Origin of the sequence: Sphingomonas sp. Leaf25 (assembly GCF_001421635.1) — a bacterium.
In the GTDB taxonomy this organism is placed as follows: Bacteria; Pseudomonadota; Alphaproteobacteria; order Sphingomonadales; family Sphingomonadaceae; genus Sphingomonas.
On sequence record NZ_LMKU01000029.1, the window covers coordinates 141,184 to 162,896 of the forward strand.

The 21,713-nt window shown below is 66.5% G+C and carries 22 protein-coding genes and 1 pseudogene; 13 read left to right on the forward strand and 10 right to left on the reverse strand.

Annotation, left to right across the window (positions count from 1 at the left end):
* Both pdhA and ASE78_RS12345 read right to left on the reverse strand, forming a co-directional pair.
* On the reverse strand, positions 1 to 1,050 hold the full coding sequence (gene pdhA / locus ASE78_RS12340) for a pyruvate dehydrogenase (acetyl-transferring) E1 component subunit alpha (protein ID WP_055760168.1): 1,050 nt from the start codon (positions 1,048 to 1,050) through the stop codon (positions 1 to 3).
* Between the two features lie 98 nt (positions 1,051 to 1,148).
* A complete protein-coding gene (locus tag ASE78_RS12345; protein WP_056497640.1) occupies positions 1,149 to 1,505 on the reverse strand; it encodes an FtsB family cell division protein in 357 nt (118 codons plus the stop codon).
* A 63-nt stretch (positions 1,506 to 1,568) separates the two neighbouring features.
* Here ASE78_RS12345 and ASE78_RS12350 point away from each other — a divergent pair, with 63 nt between their 5' ends.
* Positions 1,569 to 1,937, forward strand: a complete 369-nt coding sequence (locus ASE78_RS12350) for a tRNA-binding protein (protein ID WP_056497641.1) — start codon at positions 1,569 to 1,571, stop codon at positions 1,935 to 1,937.
* 64 nt (positions 1,938 to 2,001) lie between these two features.
* Here the strand turns inward: ASE78_RS12350 and ASE78_RS12355 are convergent, their stop codons facing one another.
* Together ASE78_RS12355 and eno are read right to left on the reverse strand one after the other, a co-directional pair.
* The gene (locus ASE78_RS12355; RefSeq protein WP_056497643.1) at positions 2,002 to 2,916 is read right to left on the reverse strand and encodes a hypothetical protein; all 915 of its coding nucleotides are present in this window, start codon (positions 2,914 to 2,916) and stop codon (positions 2,002 to 2,004) included.
* Positions 2,917 to 3,047: 131 nt separating this feature from the next.
* Entirely contained in the window at positions 3,048 to 4,322 is a 1,275-nt protein-coding gene (gene eno, locus ASE78_RS12360) for a phosphopyruvate hydratase (protein ID WP_055760159.1), read from the reverse strand.
* A 145-nt stretch (positions 4,323 to 4,467) separates the two neighbouring features.
* Between eno and ASE78_RS12365 the strand changes: the two genes are divergently transcribed.
* From ASE78_RS12365 to ASE78_RS12385, 5 genes are all read left to right on the forward strand, one after another.
* The gene (locus ASE78_RS12365) at positions 4,468 to 5,025 is read left to right on the forward strand and encodes a hypothetical protein (RefSeq protein WP_156349136.1); all 558 of its coding nucleotides are present in this window, start codon (positions 4,468 to 4,470) and stop codon (positions 5,023 to 5,025) included.
* A 7-nt stretch (positions 5,026 to 5,032) separates the two neighbouring features.
* On the forward strand, positions 5,033 to 5,368 hold the full coding sequence (locus tag ASE78_RS12370) for a phage holin family protein (RefSeq protein WP_056497645.1): 336 nt from the start codon (positions 5,033 to 5,035) through the stop codon (positions 5,366 to 5,368).
* On the forward strand, positions 5,365 to 5,670 hold the full coding sequence (locus ASE78_RS12375; protein ID WP_056497648.1) for a hypothetical protein: 306 nt from the start codon (positions 5,365 to 5,367) through the stop codon (positions 5,668 to 5,670). Before ASE78_RS12370 ends, ASE78_RS12375 begins: the two co-directional genes overlap by 4 nt.
* Entirely contained in the window at positions 5,667 to 6,098 is a 432-nt protein-coding gene (locus tag ASE78_RS12380) for a DUF883 family protein (RefSeq protein WP_055760150.1), read from the forward strand. The genes ASE78_RS12375 and ASE78_RS12380 overlap by 4 nt, the downstream gene beginning before the upstream one ends.
* A gap of 83 nt (positions 6,099 to 6,181) precedes the next feature.
* Positions 6,182 to 6,403: a DUF4170 domain-containing protein gene (locus ASE78_RS12385; RefSeq protein WP_055760580.1), complete on the forward strand. Its 222-nt coding sequence runs from the start codon at positions 6,182 to 6,184 to the stop codon at positions 6,401 to 6,403.
* Between the two features lie 31 nt (positions 6,404 to 6,434).
* Here the strand turns inward: ASE78_RS12385 and ASE78_RS12390 are convergent, their stop codons facing one another.
* The 5 genes from ASE78_RS12390 to carA all read right to left on the reverse strand — a co-directional run bounded on the left by ASE78_RS12390 (position 6,435) and on the right by carA (position 12,472).
* Positions 6,435 to 7,091 (reverse strand): rhomboid family intramembrane serine protease, encoded by a 657-nt coding sequence (locus tag ASE78_RS12390; RefSeq protein ID WP_235515046.1) that lies wholly within the window; start codon positions 7,089 to 7,091, stop codon positions 6,435 to 6,437.
* 5 nt (positions 7,092 to 7,096) lie between these two features.
* Positions 7,097 to 7,573: a transcription elongation factor GreA gene (gene greA, locus ASE78_RS12395; protein ID WP_055760147.1), complete on the reverse strand. Its 477-nt coding sequence runs from the start codon at positions 7,571 to 7,573 to the stop codon at positions 7,097 to 7,099.
* Positions 7,574 to 7,666: 93 nt separating this feature from the next.
* A complete protein-coding gene (gene carB, locus ASE78_RS12400; RefSeq protein WP_056497649.1) occupies positions 7,667 to 10,999 on the reverse strand; it encodes a carbamoyl-phosphate synthase large subunit in 3,333 nt (1,110 codons plus the stop codon).
* Position 11,000: 1 nt separating this feature from the next.
* A complete protein-coding gene (locus ASE78_RS18755) occupies positions 11,001 to 11,285 on the reverse strand; it encodes a hypothetical protein (protein ID WP_156349135.1) in 285 nt (94 codons plus the stop codon).
* Entirely contained in the window at positions 11,282 to 12,472 is a 1,191-nt protein-coding gene (gene carA, locus ASE78_RS12405; RefSeq protein WP_056497651.1) for a glutamine-hydrolyzing carbamoyl-phosphate synthase small subunit, read from the reverse strand. Before carA ends, ASE78_RS18755 begins: the two co-directional genes overlap by 4 nt.
* Positions 12,473 to 12,618: 146 nt before the next feature.
* Here carA and ASE78_RS12410 point away from each other — a divergent pair, with 146 nt between their 5' ends.
* From ASE78_RS12410 to ASE78_RS12435, 6 genes are all read left to right on the forward strand, one after another.
* Entirely contained in the window at positions 12,619 to 13,071 is a 453-nt protein-coding gene (locus tag ASE78_RS12410; protein WP_056497654.1) for a GatB/YqeY domain-containing protein, read from the forward strand.
* A gap of 54 nt (positions 13,072 to 13,125) precedes the next feature.
* Positions 13,126 to 14,931 (forward strand): DNA primase, encoded by a 1,806-nt coding sequence (gene dnaG / locus ASE78_RS12415; protein WP_056497657.1) that lies wholly within the window; start codon positions 13,126 to 13,128, stop codon positions 14,929 to 14,931.
* A gap of 168 nt (positions 14,932 to 15,099) precedes the next feature.
* A complete protein-coding gene (gene rpoD, locus ASE78_RS12420) occupies positions 15,100 to 17,139 on the forward strand; it encodes an RNA polymerase sigma factor RpoD (protein WP_055760135.1) in 2,040 nt (679 codons plus the stop codon).
* A 161-nt stretch (positions 17,140 to 17,300) separates the two neighbouring features.
* Entirely contained in the window at positions 17,301 to 17,945 is a 645-nt protein-coding gene (locus tag ASE78_RS12425; RefSeq protein WP_056497659.1) for a DUF6975 family protein, read from the forward strand.
* Between the two features lie 111 nt (positions 17,946 to 18,056).
* Positions 18,057 to 18,599, forward strand: coding sequence for a CHAP domain-containing protein (locus ASE78_RS12430; RefSeq protein ID WP_055760129.1), 543 nt, complete (start codon positions 18,057 to 18,059; stop codon positions 18,597 to 18,599).
* A 73-nt stretch (positions 18,600 to 18,672) separates the two neighbouring features.
* Positions 18,673 to 20,040 carry a hypothetical protein gene (locus tag ASE78_RS12435; protein WP_056497661.1) on the forward strand — a complete coding sequence of 456 codons (1,368 nt, stop codon included), beginning with the start codon at positions 18,673 to 18,675 and terminating at the stop codon, positions 20,038 to 20,040.
* Positions 20,041 to 20,046: 6 nt separating this feature from the next.
* Here ASE78_RS12435 and ASE78_RS12440 read toward each other — a convergent pair whose 3' ends face one another.
* Positions 20,047 to 20,337 (reverse strand): hypothetical protein, encoded by a 291-nt coding sequence (locus tag ASE78_RS12440; RefSeq protein WP_055760123.1) that lies wholly within the window; start codon positions 20,335 to 20,337, stop codon positions 20,047 to 20,049.
* 80 nt (positions 20,338 to 20,417) lie between these two features.
* Here ASE78_RS12440 and ASE78_RS18980 point away from each other — a divergent pair.
* A pseudogene (locus ASE78_RS18980) lies at positions 20,418 to 21,713 on the forward strand (hypothetical protein); the annotation flags it as partial.

Consider the following 21,713-nt stretch of genomic DNA (forward strand, 5'->3'; position numbering starts at 1 on the left):
TCAGTAGCTCTCCACCAGGACGTCGGTGTACAGTTCTTCCGGGTTCGGTTCCGGCGCGCTTTCGGCGAAGTCGGCGGCTTCGGCCACCCGCTTGCGGATGTCGGCCTCGATCGTCTTCAGTTCGGCTTCCTCGACGCCGGCGGCGGCCAGCTCGCGCTTCAGCCCCTCGATCGGGTCCGAATTGTCGCGCATCGCCTGCACTTCGTCGCGGCTGCGATATTTGGCCGGATCGGACATCGAATGGCCGCGATAGCGATAGGTCTTCATCTCGAGGATGACCGGACCCTTGCCGGCACGCACCCATTCCAGTGCGGTTTCGGCCGCGCCGCGGCACGCCAGCACGTCCATGCCGTCGACCTGGATGCCCGGAATGCGGAAGCTTTCGCCACGCTTGTAGAGCTGATCCTCGGCCGATGCGCGATTGACGCTGGTGCCCATGGCATACTGGTTGTTCTCGATCACGAAGATGATCGGGAGCTTCCACAGCTCGGCCATGTTGAACGATTCGTACACCTGGCCCTGGTTCGCGGCGCCATCGCCGAAATAGGCCATGCAGACGCCACCATCGTCGGCGTACTTGTGCCCGAACGCCAGCCCTGCGCCGAGCGACACCTGCGCGCCGACGATGCCGTGGCCGCCGTAGAATTTATGCTCGGTCGAGAACATGTGCATCGACCCGCCCTTGCCGCGGCTGATGCCGGCTTCGCGCCCGGTCAGCTCGGCCATAATGACCTTGGGATCGATGCCATAGGCGAGCATGTGGCCATGATCGCGGTAGCCGGTGATGACCGAATCCTTGCCGACTTCGAGCGCCGACTGCAGGCCGACGGCAACGGCTTCCTGCCCGATGTAGAGGTGGCAGAAGCCACCGATCAGGCCAAGGCCGTACAACTGGCCGGCCTTCTCCTCGAAACGCCGGATCAGCAGCATTTCCTTGTAGAAGGCGAGCAGTTCTTCCTTCGACGCTTCGTACCGCTTTGGCTCCCCCGGCCGTTCGCGATTGGGACTGACGGGTTCGCTGGTGCGGCCTTGCGCCGGTGCTTTTGCCACGGTTCGGATGCCTCGTTCCTGAAAGGATGGGTTGGAGCCGCGCCTATGGCCCGATTTGCGACCATGCGCAACCGAACCGCCGGCAATCCGTACCGGATTCATTCATCGATACGGATTCCGCAACGGGTGCGCGCCGCCTGTTCCTTGCCGATGGGCACGATGAATTCGTCGGGGTGGGCGACGTTCAGCTTCCGCCGTACCAGTTCGTCGACCATGTCGGGATCGGCATGGCGCGGGTCGAGCAGTTCCACCCGGTTGCGCATTTCCGATCGCACCTTGTCGAGACAGGCATATTGCAGCGATCGCTGCGCCAGTTTGCGCTGATAGTCGCGGTAGGCAAGGACGCCGTTCGGCCCGAGGATGGCATGATAGGCGAAGAAGCCGATGACGAGGATGACGAGCGCGGGCCATCCCGCGCGGGCAAGCATCTGGCGAAGGGGCGAGGAACGCGGCATGGGGCCTGTTTCGGCCATCCCACCGGCGCGCGCAAGCGGCGCCGGCTGCCTGAAAGACACGCCATGCACCTGCTGCACGATCCCGCGACGCTGACCGATCCGACCGATTTCGACACGTTCCTGAAAATCGACATCCGCGTCGGCACGATCGTCGCCGCCGAACCCTATCCGCAAGCGCGCAAGCCCGCGATCAAGCTGTCGATCGATTTCGGTCCGGTGATCGGGGTGAAGCGGTCGAGCGCGCAGATCACCGAACATTACGACTGCGAGGGGTTAGTCGGACGGCAGGTCGCGGCGGTCGTCAACTTCCCGCCGCGTCAGATCGGCAAGTTCGTGTCGGAGGTACTGACGCTGGGCTTCCCGGATGAGGCGGGCGCGGTGGTATTGTTCGCCCCCGACCACCGCGTACCCGACGGCGGACGGTTGTTCTGACCGGTGCAGTACCCCGAACGCGGCTCGCGCCGTTCCGGGAACCGAGCGACCTCGACCGACGTGGTCAGCGTTCGGGAAGTGCGGGCGACGACGCGCTGACCGCGCCCAGCCAGAAGCTGCCGTCATAGGCCGGATCGCGCTGCGTCCCCGGCAATAGTTGGAGCGTCACGAACGGCGTGCGTTCGATCGCCGCATCGCTCCGGACCGGGTGGCCAGCACATTCGATCGCGTCTTTCGCTATAGGCTTGCCGGGTTCGAACTTGACACCGGCGCGCAATTCGCAAGTCCATGTCGATCCGCCGGCACTCGCCATGTTCAGCGAGACGACCTCGCTTGCAGGTGCGAGCTGCATCGCCATCGGCCGAAAGATCACCGCCCCGCGCTCGATCGGTTGCTTGCGCGCATGCAGGTTCCCGACCAGCACCAGCACGCGGTCGTAGCGTCCGGCGACGGCGGCGTTGCGGATGTTCTCGGCCTGCGCCGCCTCGTGCGGCCCCTGCCCCGGCTGGTCGGCGAACTTCGCCTGTTGCGCCGCATCGCGCGCACCGTTGAACGCGACCAGGGCGATCGGCCTGCCAGCACTTTTGAGCGCGTGGAGCCGGACCAGCATGTCGCGCATCGCGACACTGCCGACCCCGTCGTTCCGGCCGGCCCAGCCCTCCTTCAGCAAGGCTGCGGGAAACCGTGTCGGCGGCAACCGCCACGCGGCCTGGAACGCGGCGTCATAGGGTGATCCCAGTTCCACCGCGACCAGAACCCGCTCACCGCGCGCTGCAAGGGCACAGGCGAGATTGCCGATGAACGCCGGCGACTGCCGGGTTCCGTGTATCTCTCCGAACACGACATAGCGCGGATCACGCCGCACCACGTCGGTCCAGCCGTCGGGCAAGCTGCATCGCTCTGCCGCGCGTGCCGCTGGCGGGACGGCGGCCAGCAGACCAGCCAATGTTGCGGCGACGGCGAAGGGAAGCATGCGCATGGCATCATGCCTACTGCCCGATCCCACCGCCGCAATCCCGAATCGGATACGAAGCGATGTCGGGCCGTCGCCCATGAAAAAAGGCACCGGTCGAAACCGGTGCCCCCTTCCTGCCGCAAATCGAACGTCGCTCAGCGCAGGATCGAACGCCCGGCATAGCGCGCCGCGCCGGCCAGTTCTTCCTCGATACGGATGAGCTGGTTGTACTTGGCGAGCCGGTCCGAGCGGGCGAGCGAGCCGGTCTTGATCTGGCCGCAGTTGGTCGCGACGGCGAGGTCGGCGATCGTCGAATCCTCGGTTTCGCCCGAGCGATGCGACATGACGGCGGTGTAGCGGTTGCGGTGCGCGAGGTTCACCGCCTCCAGCGTTTCACTGAGCGTACCGATCTGGTTGACCTTCACTAGCAGCGAGTTGGCGAGGCCCTGTTCCAGCCCCATCGCGAGGCGCTTCGGGTTGGTCACGAACAGATCGTCGCCGACCAACTGGACCTTGTCGCCGATCTTGTCGGTCAGCGCCTTCCAGCCCTCGAAATCATCCTCGCCCATGCCGTCCTCGATCGACAGGATCGGATAGCGCGCGGCGAGGTCGGCCAGATAATCGGCCATTTCGTGCGGCGACAGCGACTTGCCCTCGCCGACCATCTCGTAGCGGCCGTTCTTGAAGAACTCGGTCGCCGCGCAGTCGAGCGCCAGCATCACGTCCTCGCCGGGCTTGTAGCCGGCACGCTCGATGCTCGCCATGATGAAGTCGAGCGCATCGATCGTGCTGTTGAGCGCCGGCGCGAAGCCGCCCTCATCACCGACCGAGGTCGACAGGCCCTTTTCCGACAGGCCCTTCTTGAGCGTGTGGAAGATTTCCGAGCCGCAGCGCACCGCCTCGGCGATGCTGTCGGCACCGACCGGCATCACCATGAATTCCTGGAAATCGATCGGGTTGTCGGCATGCTCGCCGCCATTGATGATGTTCATCATCGGCACGGGCAGCAGATGCGCCGAGACGCCGCCGACATAGCGATACAACGGCAGCCCGCGGGCATCCGCCGCCGCCTTGGCGACCGCAAGGCTGACGCCGAGGATCGCGTTCGCGCCCAGCCGGCCCTTGTTCTCGGTGCCGTCGAGCTGGATCATCGCGGTGTCGATGTCGCTCTGGTCCTCGGCATCCATGCCCAGCACCGCTTCGGCGATGTCGCCGTTGACCGCCTCGATCGCCGCCAGCACGCCCTTGCCCAGATAGACCGACTTGTCGCCGTCGCGCTTCTCGACCGCTTCGTGCGCCCCGGTCGACGCGCCCGAAGGGACCGCCGCGCGGCCGAAGCTGCCATCCTCCAGCAGCACATCGACCTCGACGGTCGGGTTGCCGCGGCTGTCGAGGATCTGGCGGCCATGGACCTGAATGATTGCGGTCACGTAACGACTCCTTTTATGGTCGGGTTCGGGCTCTGTCGCGGCGCTCTCTATCGGCTGCACCGCCGCTCGGCAAATCCTGCGAGGCTGCGTGGAACCCTAGGGCTATCCGCATGGTTTTGGTGGCGAAACGATGAAAGGATTCGTTATGACCGACTTTAATCGGACTCCGGGCACCACGGACACGCCGACGACCAACGACACCGCTGTCGAATTCAACGCCGATCTGGCGGAGCCTGCCGTCACGCCGACGACCTTCACGCCGGCCTCGGTCGAACCGCTGTCGTCGGACATCGGCGCGACTGCCAGCGGCACCAAGGCGACGTTGAAGGACGAAGCCGGCAAATTGTCGGCCAAGGCCACCGAAAAGGCACGCGGCCTCGCCGATGAGGGCAAGCTGCGCGCGACCAGCGCGCTCGACGAATTCTCGAAGATGATGGACGATGCCGCCGGCACCGTCGATGAGAAGCTGGGCGAGCAGTACGGCCAATATGCCCGTTCGGCGGCACAGGCGATCTCGGGCTTTTCCGACAATCTGCGCGGCAAGGAAGTCGACGAACTGCTGGAGGACGCGCGCGACTTCGTGCGCAAGAGCCCGGCCATCGCGATCGGCACCGCCGCCGCGCTCGGCTTCGTGCTTGCCCGCATCGTGAAGGCGGGCGTCGACACGCCGGCCACCCCCATCGACCCGATCAGCAAGGTCTGATCCGAAGATGGGGGACGAGGGTCTCGGCACCGTCATCAGCCGGGTCGTCAGCGACGGCAAGGCCTATGCTCAGGCGGAGTTCACGCTGTGGAAAAGCGTGGCGACGACGCGCGGTGCGCAGGCCGGCATCGCCGCCGGCCTGGGAGTCGGCGCGGCGCTGGTTGCGCTGGCGGCGCTCACCGCGTTGCTGGTCGGGCTGATCCTGACGCTGGCGACGCTCGTCGGGCCGGGCTGGGCGACGCTGATCGTCGTCGTCGTCGCGCTGCTGGTCGCGGCGCTGATGGCGCGGATGGCGATGGGCCGGGTTCGCCGCGTCATCGCGCCACTGGGAGACGAGCTATGACCACGCCTTCGCTCGCCGCCGCCCGCGCCGACGTTCTCGTCAAGCGTGCCAGGCTGAAAGCCAGTTTTGCCGAAGCGAAACACCGGCTGGCCCCGGCGACGATCGCCGGCGGCGTTGCCGACGATCTGCGCGACCGTGCGGAAGAAGGCGTGGCGATCGTCCGCGAACGCCCGGCGGTCGCCGCCGGTATCGCCACGACGCTCGTCGCCTTCCTCGCCCGCAAGCGGCTGCGGCGGCTGTTCCGCAGGCCAAAGCCCCGTCCCCCCGTCCTGCCTGCTCCCGTACAAGGAACCGCACCATGACCGATCATTCGACCCAATCGACCATCGACACGCTGAAGGAAAAGGCCGCCACGACCGCCGACACGGTCAAGGACAAGGCGTCGCACGCCGCGCATGTCACTAGCGATGCCGCGCATGATGCCGCGCAGCGCGCGTCGGACGGTATCGACGCCAACCCGCTGGCCGTGCTGGCCGGTGGTCTCGCGCTCGGCGCGCTCGCCGGTGCGCTGATCCCGAAGTCGGCGCAGGAAGCCAAGGTGCTCGGCCCGCTCGGCAAGCGCCTGTCTGCCGCCGCTACCGCCGCTGCCGCCACCGCGCGCGACGTCGGCAAGGAACAGCTCGCCGCCGCGCTGCCCAGCAAGGACGGGGCGAAGGAACAGCTCCGCTCGGCGTTCGGCACCGTAGTGCAGGCCGCGACCGATAGCGGCAAGGCAGCCGTCAAGGGCTGATTCCGTCCCAACTTATGGGTTGAAGGCTACGCCCCGTCCGCTATGCGGATGGGGCGTTTCCTTTTTGCAGTTGCGAGATGACCATGAGCAAACTCCACCTCGTCTTCGGCGGTCGTGTCAGCGATCCGCGCACGCTCGACTTCGCCGATCTCAAGGCGATCGACGTCGTCGGCGTGTTCGGCGACTATGCCAGTGCCGAAAAGGCATGGCGCGCCGCCGCGCAGCGCACGGTCGACGATGCCGAGATGAAATATGTGGTGGTCCATCTCCACCGCCTGCTCGAACCCGAACTGCCCTCGGCCTGACCGGTACGGTCCCCGGCGACGCCGCCGGGGATCAGCCGCCGACCACGCCCTTCGCCCGCCAGCGCCATTTCAGCAGCGGGCGGAGCAAGACCATGCCGGCGACGAACCCGCCGATATGCGCGGCCCAGCCGATCGGCGCGCCGCCCTGCGCACTGGCCCAGCCGATCAGCAGGTTCAGCATCGTCCAGCCGGCCCCCAGCCACAGCGCGTGGGCGACGTGCGCGGGCACCGGCCCGATCGCCTTGGCCTTGCCCTGCCCGAACAGCAGCGCATAGGCGCCGATGAGTGCCGAGATCGCCCCGCTCGCCCCGATCGCCGGAACCGTCGATGCCGGGTCGACCGCCCATTGCGCGGCGGCGGCGGCATAGGCACCGACCAGCCACAACACGACCAACCCGCGCGTACCGACAGCACGCTGCGTCGGCGTCGCCACGACCAACACCGAAAACAGATTGAAGCCGAGATGCGCCCAGCCATCGTGGATCAGCGTCGCGCTCAGCAGCGTAATCCACACCGGCGCCAGCGGCAGCCCGGCGACCAGCGCCGGATCGATCCCGATCCGGGCCGGAATGAACCCGCCGATCACCGCCGCCCAGTCGATCCGGCCGGTCACGATCAACAGCGCACCCGCCAGCGCGACGATCGCGACGATCGTCCAGACCGTGCGGGTCGGGCGCCGCTCGAACACGGAGGTTAGATGAACTCGATTTTCGAGATCAGATAATAACGATCGCCCGACGGCACCGTCACCTCGACCTCGTCATCGACCTTGCGCCCGATGAGCGCGCGGCCGAGCGGCGAGTTGTACGAGATGCGGCCCGACTTGGCATCCGCCTCGGTCTGGCCGACGATCTGGTAGCGGACCGGCTTGTCGTCCTCGTCGGTCATCGTCACGGTCGCACCGAACACCACCTTGTCGCCCGACAGGTCGCGCGGGTCGATCACCTGCGCCCGGGTCAGCTTGTCCTCGATGTCGGCGATCGACGCCTCGATCTGGCCCTGGCGTTCCTTGGCGGCATGATATTCGGCGTTTTCGGACAGATCGCCGTGGGCGCGCGCTTCCTCGATCGCGTCGATGATCTGCGGTCGCTCCACCTTCAACTGCTTCAGGTGAACCGTCAGGCGGTCATAGCCCTCCTGCAACATCGGCATCTTATCGACCGTCGCCATCGCGCGCGCGTCCCTTTTCCGTCATGTACCCCGTTCGCACGAACGGGCCGTTGCCGGCCCGCCCGCACGCAATCTCTCGTCGCTTGCCGGGGATCAGTTGTGCGATTGCGAATAATAGGACTGGAGCGGACGCACTTCAAGGGATCGGCTCGCCAATGCCTCGATCGCGCGTGCCACCGCGACGCTTGCCGGGGCCGTGGTGAAATACGGCACCTTCTGCGACTGGGCCGATGCACGGATCGATTCGGAATCCTTCAACGACTGCCACCCCTCGGTGGTGTTGAAGATCATCGCGATGTCGCCGTCGAAGATGCGGTCGACGATATGCGGCCGACCCTGCGCCACCTTGTTGACCCGCTCGACCGGCACGCCCTGCGCTTCCAGATAATCGGCGGTGCCGCCGGTCGCGACGATCGCGAACCCCATCCGTACCAGCAACTCCACGCCGGGCAGGATGACCGGCTTGTCACCGTCCTTGACCGATACGAATACCGTGCCGGTGCGGGGCAGGACGATGCTCGCGCCCATCTGCGCCTTGGCGAAGGCGGTGGCGAAATCCAGGTCGATGCCCATCACTTCGCCGGTCGACTTCATCTCCGGGCTCAGCACCGGATCGACCCCGGGGAAGCGGCCCCATGGGAACACCGCTTCCTTGACCGCGACATGATCGATGTGGCGGTCGATCACCGGCAATGCGGCCAGCTTCTCGCCCGCCATCACCCGTGCGGCGATCTTGGCGACCGGGGTGCCGATCGCCTTGGCGACGAACGGCACCGTGCGGCTGGCGCGCGGATTGACCTCGATCAGATAGACGTTGCTGTCCTTCACCGCGAACTGGATGTTCATTAGTCCCTTGACGTTCAGCGCCTTGGCCAGTGCCACCGTCTGCCGCTCGATCTCGGCGATGATGTCGTCCCCGAGCGAATAGGGCGGCATCGAACACGCGCTGTCGCCCGAATGGACGCCGGCTTCCTCGATATGCTGGAGCACGCCGGCCACGACCACGTCGTCGCCGTCCGCCACCGCATCGACATCGACCTCGATCGCGTCGCGCAGATACTGGTCGATCAGGACGGGTGAGTCGCCCGACACCTGCACCGCGGTCTGGATATAATTGTCGAGCTGCTGGAGCGAATCGACGATCTCCATCGCCCGGCCACCCAGCACATAGCTGGGGCGCATCAGCACCGGATAGCCGATCCGCTCGGCAATCGTCGCCGCCTCGTCGCGGCTGCGCGCGAGGCCGTTGGCCGGCTGGAGCAGCCCCAGCCGCGTGACCAGATCGGCGAAGCGCTCGCGATCCTCGGCCAGATCGATCGAATCGGGGGTGGTGCCCAGGATCGGGATGCCGGCGGCCTCCAGCGCGCGGGCGAGGTTCAGCGGCGTCTGCCCGCCGAACTGCACGATCACCCCGACCAGCTCGCCCTTCGATGCCTCGACATGCAGAATCTCCAGCACGTCCTCGGCGGTCAGCGGCTCGAAGTACAGCCGGTCCGACGTGTCGTAATCGGTCGACACCGTCTCCGGGTTGCAGTTGACCATGATCGTCTCATACCCGGCATCGCTGAGCGCGAAACAGGCATGGCAGCAGCAGTAATCGAACTCGATCCCCTGCCCGATCCGGTTCGGCCCGCCGCCCAGGATCACGATCTTGCGGCGGTCCGACGGCTGGCTCTCGTCCTCGGGTTCACCGAAGGTCGGTGCCTCATAGGTCGAATACATATACGGCGTCTTCGCCTCGAACTCGGCGGCGCAGGTGTCGATCCGCTTGAACACCGGTCGCACGCCCAGCTTGTGGCGATGCTGGCGCACCTCTTCCTCGGTGACGCCGCCGGTCATCATCTTGACGACCTCGTGGATCAGGCCCGACCCACGGGCGATACCGCGCTCCATGCCGCGCAGGTTCGCCGATTGCAGTGCCAGCCACGCAAGGCGCTTGTCGCTGAACCCCATCGACTTCAGCCGGCGCATGCCTGCGGCATCCTGCGGCAAGCCATTGGTGCAGACTTCGGTTTCGGCGGCGACGATCTCGGCGATGCGTTCGAGGAACCACGGATCGTACTTGGCGATGGCGTGGATTTCGGCGACCGTGAAGCCTTCGCGCAGCGCCTGCGCCGCCACCAGCAGCCGGTCGGGCGAGGCGATCGCCAGCGCCGCCTCGATCTCTGCCTTCGGCGCGCCGATCAGCCGTTCGACGCCGTTGAAGCCCGACAGCCCGGTTTCCAGCCCACGTAGCGCCTTTTGCAACGATTCATGGATGTTGCGGCCGATCGCCATCACTTCGCCGACGGACTTCATCGCGGTCGACAGCACCGCCTGCGAGCCCTTGAACTTCTCAAAGGCGAAGCGCGGAATCTTGGTGACGACATAGTCGATCGTCGGCTCGAACGACGCCGGCGTCGCGCCGGTAATGTCGTTGGTGATCTCGTCGAGCGTATAGCCGACCGCGAGCTTGGCGGCGACCTTGGCGATCGGGAAGCCGGTCGCCTTCGACGCCAGCGCCGAAGAGCGCGACACGCGCGGGTTCATCTCGATAACGATCAGGCGGCCGTCCTTCGGATTGACCGCGAACTGGACGTTCGAACCCCCGGTTTCCACACCGATTTCGCGGAGTACCGCGATCGATGCGTTGCGCATGATCTGATATTCCTTGTCGGTCAGCGTCAGCGCGGGCGCGACGGTGATCGAATCGCCGGTGTGGACGCCCATCGGATCGATATTCTCGATCGAGCAGACGATGATGGCGTTGTCGGCGCGGTCGCGCACGACTTCCATCTCATATTCCTTCCAGCCGAGCAGCGATTCCTCGATCAGCACCTCGGTGGTCGGCGAGGCATCGAGGCCCTCGCGGACGATCTTGAGGAACTCGTCGCGGTTGTACGCCACGCCGCCGCCGGTGCCGCCCAGCGTGAACGACGGGCGGATGATCGCGGGCAGCCCGACATGATCGAGGCCGGCAAGCGCTTCCGCCTCGGTATGGGCGATGTGGCTGCGGGCCGATTCCAGCCCGATCTTCTCCATCGCCACCTTGAACTTCTGGCGATCCTCGGCCTTGTCGATCGCCTCGGCATCAGCACCGATCATCGTCACGCCGAATTTTTCGAGCGTGCCATCGTTCGCTAGCGCCAGCGCGGTGTTGAGCGCCGTCTGCCCGCCCATCGTCGGCAGCACCGCATCGGGGCGCTCCTTCTCGATGATCTTGGCGACCACCGCCGGCGTAATCGGCTCGACATAGGTCGCGTCGGCCAGATCGGGATCGGTCATGATCGTCGCGGGGTTGGAGTTGACGAGGACGATGCGATAGCCCTCCTCCTTCAACGCCTTGATCGCCTGCACGCCCGAATAATCGAACTCGCAAGCCTGGCCGATAACGATCGGCCCCGCGCCGATGACGAGGATGGACGAAATGTCGGTGCGTTTGGGCATGTTATTTTGCTTCCGGCGCAAAGGCTTCGTTACCGACGAAACCCATCTTCATTGGAAATTTCAGCTTCTTGAGTTCCATCAGAGCGCAATCGATAGACTCGTATTTTGCGTCTGCGGGCGGCTGAAAACGTAGCTCTTCGGGACCGGTCAGGGTCAATGTCCCGTTCGGAAGGTTGCAGCGTGCTGCTATCGCCTCGATCGCTTCTGCTCTGGTCTTGGGGGGAGTAGCCTGGAAACAGCTACCCGCCGCAAGACCTGTCAAAAAGATGAAGCCGATCCGCTTCACGCTTTCATCATCCCCACGAACCGCTCGAACAGATAGAAGCTGTCCTGCGGCCCCGGCGATGCCTCGGGGTGGTACTGGACCGAGAACGCGCGACCATCGGCCAGTTCCAGCCCGGCGTTCGACCCGTCGAACAGCGACACATGCGTCTCGCGCACGCCTTCGGGTAGACTGTCGCGCTCGACCGCGAAGCCGTGGTTCATGCTGGTGATCTCGACCGCGCCGTCGGACAGGCGCTTGACCGGATGGTTCGCGCCGCGATGGCCCTGGTGCATCTTGGTCGTCGTCGCGCCCAATGCCAGCCCGAGCAACTGGTGGCCGAGGCAGATGCCGAACAGCGGCTTGCCGGTGTCAAGCAACTGGCGGATCACCGGCACGGCATAGGTGCCGGTCGCGGCGGGATCGCCTGGACCGTTCGACAGGAAGATGCCGTCGGGATTCGCCGCCATCACCTCGTCATAGGTCGCGGTGGCAGGCAGCACGGTGACTTCGGCACCGGCATGAACGAGGTTGCGGAAGATGTTGCGCTTGCTGCCGTAATCGATCGCCACGACATGCGGGCGGCGGGTATCCGCCACCGGTTCGGCGTTCGCCGGCGTGGTGCTGTCGTCATAGCCCTTGCCGAGATGCCAAGCACCGCCCTGCCAGCCGTAATGCGTCTCGCACGACACGGTCTTGGCAAGGTCCATCCCTTCCAGCCCCGGCCAGCCGCGTGCCTGTTCCAGCAGCGCCGGGATGTCGAAGTCACCGGTGGCCGAATGGGCGATGACGCCGTTCGGCGCGCCGGCCTGACGGATGCGACGGGTCAGCGCCCGCGTGTCGATGCCCGACAGGCCGATGCGGTTGTGCCGCGCCATCCACGCCGCCAGATGCTCGGTCGCGCGGAAGTTCGACGGCGCGGTCACGTCCTCGCGCACGATCATGCCCAGCGCGTGGGGATCGTTCGCCTCGACATCGTCGACGTTGGTGCCGGTGTTGCCGATGTGCGGAAAGGTGAAGGTGATGACCTGTCCGGCGAACGACGGATCGGTCATGATCTCCTGATAGCCGGTCATCGCGGTGTGGAAGCACACCTCGCCGACCGCCGCGCCTTCGGCCCCGAACCCACGTCCCCACAGGACATCGCCGGTCGCGAGGACCAATACTCCGGTCGCTCCTTCGGGCATGGCGAATGGCTTGGCGTCGGCCATGATAGGCGGGCACTCCTGGGTTTGTCTGATGATGTCGCTAAGCCGTGGCGGCTAGTGGCATGGCGGCCCGCCGTCAATCCTGTGATCGCGGATCGATTGCGGCTAAGGGCGTCCGCTTGACCGCAACGAACCATATCGGACACCCCATGATTCGCGATACCATCAAGGACGCGCTCGTCACCGCCATGAAGGGCGGCGACAAGGAGACGACCGGCACGATCCGCCTGATCCAGTCGGCGATCAAGAACCGCGACATCGAGGCGCGCACTGGCGGCGCCCCCGCCGACGACGACACGCTGGTCGTCGAGGTGCTGCAAAAGATGGTCAAGCAGCGCCGGGAATCGATCGAGATGTACGAACAGGGCAACCGTCCCGAACTCGCCGCCGCCGAGGGCCGCGAAGTCGCGGTGATCGAACGCTTCCTGCCCGCGCAGATGGACGCCGAAGCCACCGCCGCCGCGATCGAGGCCATCAAGGGCGACCTCGGCGCTACCGGCATGAAGGACATGGGCCGGGTAATGGCCGAACTGAAAGCGCGTCACGGTTCGCAGCTCGACATGAGCAAGGCCAGCGCGGCGGTGAAGTCGGCGCTGGCGTAAGGAACCGATACGGAACGTATTGCCCAATACGTTCCGGTTGGCGCATATGGCCGCATGACTCTTTCGCCCCAATTTCTCGACGAACTTCGGGCACGTACCACGCTGTCGGCGCTGGTGGCGAAGTCGGTCAAGCTCCAGCGCTCGGGCAACGAGCACAAGGCGTGCTGCCCGTTCCATACCGAGAAGACGCCGAGCTTCTGGGTCAACGACGACAAGGGCTTCTATCACTGTTTCGGCTGCGGGGCGCACGGCGATGCGATCCGCTGGATGACCGACCAGCGCGGCCTGCCCTTCATCGATGCGGTGAAGGAACTGGTCGCCGCCGCCGGCATGGAGATGCCCGCGCAGGACGCGCAGTCGGCAAGGGCAGCCGAGCGGGCCAAGGGCCTGCACGAGCTGATGGCCGACGCGCAAGGCTGGTTCGTCGACCGCCTGACCGACGAAGGCGGCATCGCCCGCGATGCGCTCGCCAAACGCGGCATCAAGCCCGAGACGGCCCGCACCTTCGGCATCGGCTATGCCCCGGATTCGCGGGGCAAGCTCAAGGCCGCGCTGGCGTCCTACGGCGATCCGATGCTCGTCGAATCGGGCATGCTGATCTCGGTCGAGGGCAAGGAGCCGTACGACCGGTTCCGGGGTCGGCTGATGATCCCGATCCGCGATGCGCGCGGTCGCACGGTCGCGTTCGGCGGGCGCATCCTCGGCGACGGCGAACCCAAATATCTGAACTCGCCCGAGACGCCGCTCTTCGACAAGGGGCGCACGCTCTACAACATCGACCGGGCACAGGCCGCCGCGCGCAAGGCTAGGCGTGTCATCGCTGTCGAGGGCTATATGGACGTCATCGCGCTGGCGCAGGCCGGGTTCGACGAGGTCGTTGCCCCGCTCGGCACCGCGCTGACCGAGCATCAGCTCGAACGGCTGTGGCGGATGGCTGACTGCCCGATCCTGTGCTTCGACGGCGATGCGGCGGGGATCAAGGCCGCGCGCCGCGCCGCCGAACGCGCGCTGCCGCTGCTGACGCCGGGCAAGAGCATCGCGATCGTCACCATCCCGAACGGCATGGACCCCGACGATCTGGTACGGGCCGAAGGTGCCCAGGCGTTCGAGGACCTGATCGCCACCCGCGAATCGCTCTCGGACTTCCTGTGGCGGATGGAGTTGGCCAGCCTGCCGGCGAATGCGGGGCCCGACGAGCGCGCCGCGTTCGAGCATGAATTGGCGCGACTTGCCGGGACGATCGGTCACGAAGGCATCCGCCGCGAATATTTCCGCACCTTCAAGGACCAGTTCTTCGCGCTGTTCGGGGCCAAGGACCGGCGGCTGCGGATCGTCGCCAACGACATGGCGGCTGCGGCCGAGGTGCAGCGGGTCGATCTGGTCTTCGCGTTCCAGCGCGCGGTCCTGATGGGGTTGATGCAGCATGTCGCGGTGCTGACCCGGCATTGCGAGCTGATCGCGCAACTGCCGATCGTCAACGGGACGCTCCGGCGCTGGCGCGATCACCTGATCGACCTCGCGATCTATCGCGACGATCTGTGCGAGAGCCTGCTGGCCGATACTGTCGCCGTCGACCGCCAACTGGTCGACATCGCGCGCCGCAACAAGGAAACCGACCTTGCGTTCAGCTTCTGGCAGCGCGGGATCGATCCGGCGGTGGCGCAGACCGATCTGCTGCGCGTGATCCACATATTGGTCGAGGAACATGCCTCGCACCGCGCAGAAAATGCCGCGCGCGAACGTTGCCGCAACGACACGACCGAGCGGACCTTCGCCGATTATCAGCAGGCGCGGTCCGACCATGCGGCGGTGCAGGCGCGGATTCGCGACTGGATGGACGAGCTGGACGAGGCCGCTTGATCCGGGGCGGGGCTGCTCCCATATCGCCGGCTTAGCGAAGCCCGACGATCCGACGAACGCCGCCAAAGGCGTGCTCGCGACTTGCAAATCGCGCGGCGGCGGACGAAGACGACGGGTAAAATACGGTGCGGGTTTCCGGTGCCGCTTGATTTTCTTTGAGGGTTATTGATGGCCAAGGCGAATGGTGGCGGCGACGACACGATCGAAACGGGCGACGCGCCGCTGATCGACCTGAACGAAGGGTCGATCAAGAAGCTGGTCGCCCGCGCCAAGAAGCGCGGCTACATCACCGTCGACCAGCTCAACGAAATGCTGCCGCAGGATCAGATGACCTCGGAGCAGATCGAGGACATCATGTCGGCGCTGAACGACATGGGCGTCAACGTCGTCGAGAACGAGGACGCGGGCGAGGACGGCGAAACCGACGAACGCGCCAAGCAGGACGAAGAGAGCGACGAAGAGGCAACGACCGATCAGGACGATGCCGCCGCCGCGTACGAGCCGGTCAAGAAGAAGGAAACCGTCGACCGCACCGATGATCCGGTGCGGATGTACCTGCGCGAGATGGGCGCGGTCGAACTGCTCAGCCGCGAGGGCGAGATCGCCATCGCAAAGCGGATCGAGGCCGGTCGCGACACGATGATCTTCGGCCTGTGCGAATCGCCGATCACGTTCAACGCGATCATCGGCTGGTCGACCGCGCTCAACGAAGGCACGATGCAGCTCCGCGAGATTCTCGATCTCGACGCGATGCTCTCGAAGGACCCGGCGCCGGAATCGCTGTCGGACGACGAGGATGCCGACGACAACGGCGAAATTTCGTCGAAGAACGCAGGGCCCACTTTCAAGGAAGAGGAAGAGCCCGAGGAAGCATCAGCCGACGAGGACGAGGACGGCGAGCGCCGCACGCCGCGTCCGAGCGACGACGATGACGAGGATAACACCCTCAGTCTCGCGCAGATGGAAGAGCAGCTCAAGCCGCAGGCGCTGGAGAAGTTCGCCAACATCACCGCCATCTTCAAGAAATTCTCGAAGATGCAGTCGCAGCGTCTCGACGCGATGGCGACCGGCGATGGCCTCACCACCGCCGAGGAACGTAAGTACCAGAAGCTGCGCGAAGAACTAACCGCCGAGGTCGAGAGCGTGCAGTTCCATCAGGCGAAGATCGAATATCTCGTCGACCAGCTCTATGCCTATAACCGTCGCCTGACCGCGCTGGGCGGGCAGATGCTGCGCCTCGCCGAGCGTCACAAGGTGCCGCGCAAGGCGTTCCTCGACAGCTATGTCGATCATGAGCTGGACGAGCAGTGGCTGGCTTCGGTCGCGAAGCTCGACAAGAAGTGGAAGGCGTTCGTCGAGAACGAATCCGCCGCCGCCGATCGCATCCGCACCGAGATCGCCGAGATCGCGCAACAGACCGGCATGGCGCTGGGCGAATTCCGCCGCATCGTCAACATGGTGCAGAAGGGCGAACGCGAGGCGCGGATCGCCAAGAAGGAAATGGTCGAGGCGAACCTGCGCCTCGTCATCTCGATCGCCAAAAAATACACTAATCGCGGGTTGCAGTTCCTCGATCTGATCCAGGAGGGCAACATCGGGCTGATGAAGGCGGTCGACAAGTTCGAATATCGCCGCGGCTACAAGTTCAGCACCTATGCGACGTGGTGGATCCGGCAGGCGATCACCCGCTCGATTGCCGATCAGGCGCGCACCATCCGTATCCCGGTGCATATGATCGAGACGATCAACAAGCTGGTGCGCACCAGCCGCCAGTTCCTGCATGAACAGGGCCGCGAACCGACCCCGGAAGAGATGGCCGAGCGCCTCTCGATGCCGCTGGAGAAGGTGCGCAAGGTGATGAAGATCGCCAAGGAGCCGATCAGCCTCGAAACGCCGATCGGCGACGAGGAGGATTCGCACCTCGGTGACTTCATCGAGGACAAGAACGCGATCATCCCCGTTGATGCGGCGATTCAGGCTAACCTGAAGGAAACCGTGACGCGGGTGCTGGCCTCGCTCACGCCGCGCGAGGAGCGGGTGCTGCGCATGCGCTTCGGCATCGGCATGAACACCGATCATACGCTGGAAGAAGTCGGCCAGCAGTTCAGCGTGACCCGCGAACGCATCCGCCAGATCGAGGCGAAGGCGCTGCGCAAGCTCAAGCACCCGAGCCGCAGCCGCAAGATGCGGTCGTTCCTCGACCAATAAGGCCGTTTTGCCCCGGCAAGGACTTGCCGGGGCGACGGTTAACGACTCGCTAACCGTGTCTCTGGACGTTTGCGTCATGCTTCGCCGTCATTACCGTGGCTGCGGGGAATACCCGTGGCAGCACGGGGGACGCGGCAGTGACGGGGGCGGCAAGCGATAGGGTGGCGCCCGGTCCGGGGATTGGCCTTGCCCGCATCGTCGAACACGACGGTAGCGCCGCCCATGCCTACCTTACCCGGCTCGCGCTGAACGATCGCCCGCTCCACGATCTGGCCGATGCGCTGCATCAACTGGGCGCGCTCCATGCCCGACATCCTGGGCTCGTCGACCAGGCGATGAACGGCATCGACGATCCGCATATCCGCCCATGGCTGCGAACCGCCGCCGCCGCCTTTGCCGGTGAACGCGCCTATCTGATCCGGCTCGCCGCCGCCGCCGGGCCGCCGCCGGGCACGCCGGGGCAGGCCGCCGCCGAAGCGGCGATGACCGCGCAGCGTCATGCGATCGACCTGCTCGGGGCATCGGTCCGGCCCGGCTGCGCGCTGGGCGCGGCAGTGGCGCTGGTGCTCGACTGGCCGGCGATCCGTCGGCCGCTCGACATGGCGGCGGCGCGGCTCGACATCGCCCCCGCCCCGCTCGACCTGCCGACCTGCTCCGAGACCGTACGGATGATCGAGGCGATCGACGGCGAAGCGCCGATGGTCCGCGCGATGACCTTTGGCATGCAGCAACTGCTCGCCCAGCACCGGGGCCTGTGGGCTCTGCTCGACGCGCGCGCCGATGCGCGCCGCGCGCTGCGTGGCTGACCCACGTTTCATCGCTCATCCCGGGCGGTTCGGCGCGGCACCGTACGGCAAGCGGTTCTTAACCAAAATCGCACACCCAATAGCCATCTTCCCCGGCGCAGCATCACGGCCATGGTTGGTTCGCTTATCCGGGGCGCCCTGCTCCTTGCCTTTGCCGGTGCCGCCAGCATCCCGCTGGAAGCCAGGTCGCTGCTCAATTACGTCGGGCAATGCGTGCCCTTCGCCCGCGCCGCGTCGGGGGTGCAGATTTACGGCGATGCGTGGACATGGTGGGATCAAGCGGCGGGCCGCTATCCGCGTGGTCAGCAGCCGAAGGTCGGCGCGGTGCTCGCCTTCGCCAAGACGTCGCGCCTGCCGCTGGGCCATGTCCTCGTCATCAGCCGGGTGGTTGATCCGCGCGTCGCGATGGTCACCCATGCCAACTGGTCGCGGATCAACGGCGTGCGCGGCGGCGTGGAGCAGGACGTCACCGTGTTCGACGTATCGCGCAATGGCGACTGGACGCGGGTGAAGGTGTGGTATCGCGATACGCAGGGTCTGGGCAGTTCGGAATATCCGACCCATGGCTTCATCTATGGCCCCAGCCCCGCCGCCGGGTTGAGCAGCGCCCATCCCGATTATGTCGGGTCGCTGATCGACGCCTATGCCCGCTGAAGCGCCGCTTCCCCCTGTCTCGCCCACCGGCTAGGAGCCAGTGGGAACAGGCGGGCGTGCGGGGGCAGACGAAATGGCCAGACGATGGCACGACCCGACGGTCCTTGCCGTCGTAGCGATCACGCTGGGCGGGCTGATCCTGCGCTGCGTCGCGGCGCGAGGGGCATTGTGGCTCGACGAGGCATGGTCGGCGGTGTTCGCGCACGAGGTCGCGACCCCGGCGGGCGTGTTCCTGTCGATCAACCACGACAACAACCATCATCTGAACAGCTTGTGGCTGCAATGGGTCGGTCCCGGCGCATCGCCGTTGGTCCAGCGCGCGCTGTCGATCGCGGCGGGGACCGCGCTGATCCCGTTGGTGGCGGTGATTGCCGGGCGGCGTGGCGGCGCGAGCGCGATCCTCGCGGCGATCGGTTTCGCCTTCGCCCCCTTCCTCGTCGCCTATGGTTCGGAAGCGCGGGGCTATGCGCCGATGCTGTTCGCATGGGGATGCGCGATCCATGTCGTCGATCGCTGGCTGGCGAAGCCCACCGCACCGTTGCCGGCGACGGCGCTCGCCCTCGCTGCCCTGCTCGGGTGCATGGCGCAGGCGACGATGGTGTTCGCGCTCGCATCGCTGGTGGTGTGGGTGGCGACCGTTCGGCTGCGGTCCGCCGGCCTGCGGACGACGACCGGCGAGCTGGTTCGCCTGTTCGCGCCGACGGTGGTCGCCGTGGGGCTGTTCGCGGCGCTGGCATGGGCGGCAGTGTGGGCGGATCCGGCAGGGTTCCGGTTCGGCAGTCGCGAGGCGCATGACTGGGCGCGCTGGGCAAGCGGGCTGGACCAGCTTTTCGGCTGGACGCTGGGGCTGTCCGCCATGGTCCTGCTGCTCGCCGGGTTCGGGCGGATCGTGGCGGACCGGATCGGCCTGCTGGCGGTGATCGCCGCCGGGCTGCTGCCGTTGGCGGTCGCGCTGCTCGGACTGCCGAACAGCGGCGCGGCGCGCTATTATGTCGTGGCGTTGCCGCCGTTGCTGCTGTGGGCGGCGATCGCCTTGCCGCGGGGCTGGTCCGCCGGGCGGGAGTGGCGGGCGGTCACGATCGCGATCGGGGTGAGCTTCGTCGTCGGCGCGGCGGTGCGCGACCGGCAACTGGCGGGCAATCTGCGTGGCGATCCGGGACGCGCGCTCGATGCGTTGGCGGCGCGAAGCCCCACGGGCACGATGGTGTCGATCGAGTATCCGCGATCCTCGGCGATCCTGTCCGTCGCGGCGCGGCAGCGGCGCTATCCCCTGGAGATCGTCAACGCCCCCTGCCCCGCCGCGCCATATCGATTCGTCGAGCGCGATGGCGATGCCGCCTTTCCCGATGCGGTCATCCTGTGTGGCCGACGTTATCGCGAGATCGCGCGGGGCGACCCGACGGCGGTGTCGGGGTCGCACTGGCGGCTGTACATGCGGTAGCGGAGCTCAGAGCTGGGCGACGGCGCGGTTGAGGCGACGCAGCATCGCGGCGTCCCCAGGCGGATGGCCGGCGGCTTCCCCGGCGAGCGTCATCAACTGCACCGCCCCGAAACTGGCGGCCAAGCCCTTCAAACGAAAGGCGGCATTTGCCCATTCGTCGGCGCCGGCCGCCTCCAGCGCGGCAAGCGCGCGGTGGGTGCTGTCCAGAAACGCACCGCGCAATTCGGCGATCAGCGAGGGTTCGTCCCCCACCGCTGCCGCCAGTGTCGCGTCGATCGCCCCGGGATCATAGACCATGCGAAAAGCGTAAGCGCCGAAGGTTAAGCGAACGTTACGGCATCTGTCCTGCCCCGATCGATCATGATAAGCGCCTGCATATGAACGGGGGCACGATTAGCGGGCTGCGGGAACACTCGCACCACGACGCCGACGACGACAGGTTCGTCGAGCAGGACGAAGCACCGCACTGGCTGGCCGAAGCGCCGCTGGAGCCTGAACCCATGCCGCGCGAATGGATCGCGCCGACGCTGGCGATGGTTGCGGTCATCGCATGGGTCGGCGGCATGCTGGTGTGGGCCGGAGCGACGCTCGGGCGGTTGCAGCCGGTCGAACTCTCGTCGTTCGTCGCCGCGCTGTGCGTGCCGCCGCTGCTGATCGGGATCGTGTGGCTGTTGCTGCGTCAGGGCAGCCGGTCGGAGGCGCGCCGCTTCACCGCCACCGCGCAGGCGATGCGGAGCGAGGCGCTGGCGCTGGAACAGGTCGTGGCGACCGTCCGCCGCAGCATCGCCGAATCGCGCAGCGAACTGGCCGAGCATACCGGGCAGTTGATGATGCTGGGCGAAGGCGCGACCGACCGGCTGCGCGGCGTCCGTGCCGGCATCGCCGAGCAGGTCGCGGCGATCGACATGACGACCGAGGCGCTGACCCTCGCGGCGACGCATGCCGAGCACCGGCTGGGCACGCTGCTCGACACGTTGCCGCGCGCGCATGCCGAAACCGAATCGATCTCGCAGCGGCTGGAGGCGACCGGTCTCGCCGCCAGCGAACGGATCGCCGCGCTCGACGCCGCGCTGGCGGCGGTGGCGCAACGCGGCCGCGACGCAGACGAGGTCGCGGGCGGCGCGGCGCAGCGGCTGGCAGCGCATATCGCACGGATGGAAGCCACCAGCGAGAGTGCCGGCACGCGGCTCGAATCGGTCATCGGCACCATGTCGGGCGCGATCGACGAGGTGCTCGACCGGGCGGCCAATGCGATCGACGAATCACGCAAAGCGATCACCGCGCAGGGCGATGCGACGATCGCGATGATCGAGGCCAATGGCGCGGCGATCGAGCGCGCCGGGCGCGAGGGGGCCGACCAGCTCGCCGAGCGCATGGGCCAGATCGACGGGGCGATCCGCACGCTGGCCGGGCAGATCGACGAGCGGCGACGCGACAGCGAGGCGCTGCTGGCGACGTTGCAGACCGGCCTCGGCGCGTTCGACGAGCGGTTCGCCGCCGTCGAAACGCAGGGCATCGCCCGCGCGCAGGCAGTGTCCGACGCGATCGGCGAGCGGCTGGCCGAACGGCAGCGTGACGGCGAGGCGATGTTCGAGACGCTGGGTCAGGGGCTCGAAAGCTTCGACGCGCAGTTCGCGGCGGTCCAGTCGCATGGCATCGCCCGCGCGCAGGCG

Coding starts and splice junctions, on each gene's coding strand:
- greA (WP_055760147.1), bottom strand. CDS start 7,573: ATGGCGACGGTCGATAAGATGCCGATGTTGCAGGAGGGCTATGACCGC.
- ASE78_RS12375 (WP_056497648.1), top strand. CDS start 5,365: ATGACCACGCCTTCGCTCGCCGCCGCCCGCGCCGACGTTCTCGTCAAG.
- ASE78_RS12345 (WP_056497640.1), bottom strand. CDS start 1,505: ATGCCGCGTTCCTCGCCCCTTCGCCAGATGCTTGCCCGCGCGGGATGG.
- ASE78_RS12380 (WP_055760150.1), top strand. CDS start 5,667: ATGACCGATCATTCGACCCAATCGACCATCGACACGCTGAAGGAAAAG.
- dnaG (WP_056497657.1), top strand. CDS start 13,126: ATGACTCTTTCGCCCCAATTTCTCGACGAACTTCGGGCACGTACCACG.
- ASE78_RS12385 (WP_055760580.1), top strand. CDS start 6,182: ATGAGCAAACTCCACCTCGTCTTCGGCGGTCGTGTCAGCGATCCGCGC.
- ASE78_RS12440 (WP_055760123.1), bottom strand. CDS start 20,337: ATGGTCTATGATCCCGGGGCGATCGACGCGACACTGGCGGCAGCGGTG.
- ASE78_RS12365 (WP_156349136.1), top strand. CDS start 4,468: ATGACCGACTTTAATCGGACTCCGGGCACCACGGACACGCCGACGACC.
- ASE78_RS12355 (WP_056497643.1), bottom strand. CDS start 2,916: ATGCGCATGCTTCCCTTCGCCGTCGCCGCAACATTGGCTGGTCTGCTG.
- ASE78_RS12435 (WP_056497661.1), top strand. CDS start 18,673: ATGGCCAGACGATGGCACGACCCGACGGTCCTTGCCGTCGTAGCGATC.
- ASE78_RS12350 (WP_056497641.1), top strand. CDS start 1,569: ATGCACCTGCTGCACGATCCCGCGACGCTGACCGATCCGACCGATTTC.
- ASE78_RS12410 (WP_056497654.1), top strand. CDS start 12,619: ATGATTCGCGATACCATCAAGGACGCGCTCGTCACCGCCATGAAGGGC.
- rpoD (WP_055760135.1), top strand. CDS start 15,100: ATGGCCAAGGCGAATGGTGGCGGCGACGACACGATCGAAACGGGCGAC.
- carA (WP_056497651.1), bottom strand. CDS start 12,472: ATGGCCGACGCCAAGCCATTCGCCATGCCCGAAGGAGCGACCGGAGTA.
- ASE78_RS12370 (WP_056497645.1), top strand. CDS start 5,033: ATGGGGGACGAGGGTCTCGGCACCGTCATCAGCCGGGTCGTCAGCGAC.
- carB (WP_056497649.1), bottom strand. CDS start 10,999: ATGCCCAAACGCACCGACATTTCGTCCATCCTCGTCATCGGCGCGGGG.
- ASE78_RS12430 (WP_055760129.1), top strand. CDS start 18,057: ATGGTTGGTTCGCTTATCCGGGGCGCCCTGCTCCTTGCCTTTGCCGGT.